The organism is Plasticicumulans lactativorans (assembly GCF_004341245.1).
Taxonomy (GTDB): Bacteria; Pseudomonadota; Gammaproteobacteria; order Competibacterales; family Competibacteraceae; genus Plasticicumulans_A; species Plasticicumulans_A lactativorans.
Map to the genome: position 1 here is coordinate 1 of NZ_SLWY01000049.1, position 3,322 is coordinate 3,322.

A 3,322-nucleotide genomic window follows, 5' to 3' on the forward strand; every position below is an offset into this window, starting at 1 on the left:
AGGCGCCCGGAGCCGGTTTTGCCGGCACCCTGCGCCTTGGCGCCGGGCAGGCTCACGCGCGGCTGGCCGGGAAACAGGCGCTGCCACGCCGCGTCGTAGGCGCGCTGGTAGGCCAGCGTCTTGCCGACGCGCTGGGCCTCGGCCTGCACCTGCAACTCCGCGTAGCGCCTGCGCTCCTCGTCGCTGCGGGCCTCGATGCCCAGCGCCGTGAGCGGATCGAGCTGGGGCGAATAGACCCCGAGCGGCCCCTGCATCAGTTGGCGGTAACGTGCCCACTCCTCGGGCTGAAGCCCCCACTCCCGCGCCTGCCTCTCGTCGAGCGCGGCATCAGCGCCCGGCTGCACCTGGGCGGGCACCATGCGCGAGTTCGTCACCGGGGCCGGCTGGGCGGATGCGCCGAAAGCGGCGAACAGAACGACGGTAGCGAGCAACGGCCGCAGGTTCATGGTCAGCCTCCGCCGAGCCGCCTCAAGGAGGCTGAAGCCCCCTCGGGGGGCTGCGAACGAAGTGAGCGTGGGGTCATGGCACCTCCTACGGCACCGCAACGCGCTGCGTCTGGCCGTTCACCTGGAACACGCCCGCCTGCGCCTCGATGGACTGCAGTTGCCAGCCGCCCTCGGCATCGCCCTGGCGCAGCAGCCGGGCGCCCGCAAGCGAGGCCGCGGCGGTGGAGGTGATCGACAGAAAGCGCTCGCCGCCACGCAGCTCCACGCCCAGCACCCGGAACGGCGGCTCCGGCACCTTGGGCTTCGTCGCAACCGGAATGCGCGGGCGAGCGGCGGATGCCACCTGCCGGGCCTTCTCCAGGCGGGTTTCGATTCCGTTCACGCGCGCCTGCAGCGTCTGCAGGTCGACGGCCAGGGCCCTGGTCTCCTCCGCCTCTTCGAGGCGCGTCATCCGTTCGTCCAGCGCCTGCCGCGCGGTGGCGAATTCGGCCTGGCTGATCGGCGCCGGCCGGCGCTTGTCCGCATCGGCCTGTTGTTCGAGATCGGCCACGCGCAGGCCCAGCGCATTGACCTGCGCATCCTGTGCGCTGCTCTGGGTCTGTTCGGCGAGCCGCGACAGGCCGACGCTGTTGACGAGTGCCACGGCACTGATGAGGACCAGCCAGAAGGCCGCGGCGACCTTGAGCCAGCGCGTGCGGGAATTGCGCTCGGATGGCGCTTGGGGAAAGGTCATGGCTGCATCTCCCCGGGCCGGTCGGCGTCCGGTACGGGCGTGGCGGTGCCGGGCGGGTTGGCGGAAAGGAAGGTGGGAGCACCGTGCCGGCTGAAGCAGACCTGGCGGGTCAAGTCATCGACCGACAGCTCCCAGGCGGGGCCGGCAAGGGTCAGCAAGGCATCGCGCAGCATCAGCGGGCCTAGGCGCAGGTGTGCGGCAGGCAGCGGCAGCGCGTAGAGCGTGGCGGCTTCGACCGCATCGCAGAGCCGGTAGCCCGAGCGCAGGAGCACATGGCGCATGGCATCGCCCACGCTGGCATCGAGCATGGGCGGAAGCGAAACCTCCACCGCCTGCTGCAAGAGATCACGCTGCGAAGGTTCCGGCACCAGCTCGACCAGGGTGTAGCGGCCGTAGCGGGCCACCGGAACGAAACCCGGCTCCGGCGCGACGGCGGTTGGCGATGCGGCCGGCACCGCTGGCGCAGACGACGCGGCGGTCGTGGCGCAGCCGGCGGCCAACAGGCTGCCTGCCAGCAAGCCAGCGGCGAGGGCCAGGCGGTGAACAGCGCGGATGGATGGTTGCATGGAGGGCGCTTCCCTGGAACACGGAGCGCTCACCATCGCCGCCGCTTGGCCTGCGGGCAGCAAACAAAACGCACTGACGCCCGCCCGAATACATGGCTGGGCAGCGCCATAGACTGTCATACGCCCAAGAAAAACGGCCCCGAAGGGCCGTGGAAAGAAGCCGGCGACCCCGAGGGGCCACCGGCATGGGCACATGGATCAGACCGTGACAAGCTGCCGGGCCAGTGCGACCTCGACGGAATCACCATCCTGGTTCAGAACATCCAGGCCCGACTCGGGTACGTCTCCCGACGTGCTTTGCGAGACCATGATCTTCCTGGCCATCAACCCCAGGCAGGTCATCTGCGAGGAGTTGGCATAGCCCAGGTAGATCACGCGCACCGGCTGCTTCTGGCCGATGCGCCATGAGCGCCGGGCGGCCTGCTGCAGCGAATACACGTTGTAGCCGGACTGGAGGAACACGATGGTCGGGAACTCCAGCAGGTCCAGGCCGGTTTTCACCAGCTCGGGATTGGTGATGAGCACGTCGATACCACGGTCCAACTGCTCGGCGATCCAGTCCTCGCGGCGGGAGGCATCCACGCTCGCGCGCAGTACCGCAACCTTGAAGCCTTCCTGCTCCAGCAGCACCTTCAAACGCGACGTGGTATCGCGCGTGCCGGTGTAGACCGAATAGACCAGGGTCTTGCGACCTTCCGCCTTCTCTTGCTTGCAGATCTCGATCAGCTCGCGCTCCTTGGGCATCACCTCCAGCTCGTTGAACTGAGCCGGTACGAACGCCAAGGTGTTGCGCGTGCGCGGATGCACCACCGTTTCCGACCGGAAGCAGCAGTCCGGCCAGGCCAGCAGCACGTTGAGGACTACACCGAGCAGCGTCGTGTCGCGCTTCGCCAGAGCCTGCTTCAGCTCCTGGGTCAGCCGACCGGCCAGATCGCGGTAGGCCGCGGCCTGCGCCGTGTCCATCGCGACTTCGCGGAACTCCTCGTCGTAGGGCGGCAACACGTTGCCACCGATGTCCTTCAACTTGAGGAAGACCGTGAACGGCAGGACGCAACGCAGCACGCCCTTGGGACCGAAGCCTGGCGCCTTGACCGTGCGCACCGATACCTTGGTGCCCTTGGCCGTCTTGTGCGCCGTGCCGGTGCTCTCGGAATAAATGTCCTTGAGCACCCCGTGATCGCGCATGAACGCCATCGCGGCCGACGTCATGCTGCCGCTCTTCGTCGGCCGGTAGCCGTCTTCGATCATCCGCCCCGGCAGGGCTCGGAACAGCAGGTGGAACAGGTCGTCGCCGTAGCCGCCCATAAGTGTGCCGGTGAGTAGCAGCGTCTTGCGCGCCTTGGCCGCCAACACCCCCATGGCCTGGCCCTGAGCGGAGCCGCCGTTCTTGTACTCGTGCGCCTCGTCGGCGATGAGCAGGTCGAACGTGCCTTGGGGAAGCTGCCTCTTGATGAACTCGGACGGCTGGTAGCCGCCCTCGCCGAAGCCGAACTCCATGATGTCCATCGCACGTTCCATTCGATGGGCTTGCCGGACCGAGAATACCAGCTCGCCGTAGCCATACAACAGCTTGATGA

4 protein-coding genes are annotated in these 3,322 nt (G+C 67.9%); all 4 read right to left on the reverse strand.

Annotated elements, in window-relative coordinates:
• On the reverse strand, nt 1-446 hold a 446-nt coding region (locus EV699_RS19660), incomplete at its 3' end, for a TIGR03759 family integrating conjugative element protein (RefSeq protein ID WP_132546024.1).
• 85 nt (nt 447-531) lie between these two features.
• Nucleotides 532-1,179 (reverse strand): hypothetical protein, encoded by a 648-nt coding sequence (locus EV699_RS19665; RefSeq protein WP_058149373.1) that lies wholly within the window; start codon nt 1,177-1,179, stop codon nt 532-534.
• A complete protein-coding gene (gene pilL2 / locus EV699_RS19670; RefSeq protein ID WP_165904217.1) occupies nt 1,176-1,745 on the reverse strand; it encodes a PFGI-1 class ICE element type IV pilus protein PilL2 in 570 nt (189 codons plus the stop codon). The genes EV699_RS19665 and pilL2 overlap by 4 nt, the downstream gene beginning before the upstream one ends.
• 198 nt (nt 1,746-1,943) lie before the next feature.
• A partial coding sequence (locus EV699_RS19675; RefSeq protein WP_132546028.1) for a helicase-related protein occupies nt 1,944-3,322 on the reverse strand: 1,379 nt, incomplete at its 5' end.

Coding starts and splice junctions, on each gene's coding strand:
- EV699_RS19665 (WP_058149373.1), bottom strand. CDS start 1,179: ATGACCTTTCCCCAAGCGCCATCCGAGCGCAATTCCCGCACGCGCTGG.
- pilL2 (WP_165904217.1), bottom strand. CDS start 1,745: ATGCAACCATCCATCCGCGCTGTTCACCGCCTGGCCCTCGCCGCTGGC.